The 857-nt window shown below is 38.4% G+C and carries 1 pseudogene; it reads left to right on the forward strand.

Annotated features, from left to right (window positions below):
- Positions 1-857, forward strand: a pseudogene (locus tag EGI22_RS15580) (hypothetical protein); the annotation flags it as partial.

Consider the following 857-nt stretch of genomic DNA (forward strand, 5'->3'; position numbering starts at 1 on the left):
AAAGTCGTAGACCAAACAACCATAGCAGCACCAGGCACGCTGAACTATACGATTACGGTAACAAACGAGGGCAATACAGATTTACACGGCGTAACGGTTGCGGATGCTAAAGCAACGACATTAAGTGCAGAAACAGAAAGTGTAAGTACCAACGGAACGCTAAATGTAGGCGAAGTATGGACTTACACGGCTACATACATAGTAACTCAAGCGGAGATTGATAATGGGACAGCGATAGAAAACATTGCAATGGTAACCACGACAGAATTACCAGTAGCAAAAGCAGACACCGTAAATACTACTATTATTGCAAATCCTGAATTGTCAATTACCAAAATCGCTAGTGATACATCATTAGTTTTTGAAGGCCAAATAGTTACGTACACATATTTAGTTACAAATATTGGTAATGTTTCAGTTAAAGATGTTTCGGTAACCGACATTCATAGTGGCAGTAATCCACTTAGTTTAATTCAATTACAAAGTACTAATGGAACGGATAATGGTTTAGATAATCTAGTAGATTCTTTAGCTCCTAATCAACAAGCAATTTGGACTTCAACTTACATTGTTACTGCCCAAGATATTATTAATAGTGTTGATATTGTAAACACCGCAACTGCCTCTGGAACTCCAATAAGCGGTATTTTAATAAATCCATCAGCAATAGAAATAATTACTGTAGGAGAGTTCTTAGTCGCCGTAAATGATACAAGCAGCAACAACCCAGTAGGCGTACCAGTAGTAATCAACATCATAGCAAACGATAGCTTGTCATCAGGATTCAATCCAAATGCTACGCAGGTATCTGTAGACCTTAATCCATCACTGCCAGGCATCCAAGATACCTTGATAGT

This window comes from Lacihabitans sp. LS3-19 (genome assembly GCF_024343575.1).
Classification (GTDB): domain Bacteria; phylum Bacteroidota; class Bacteroidia; order Cytophagales; family Spirosomataceae; genus Leadbetterella.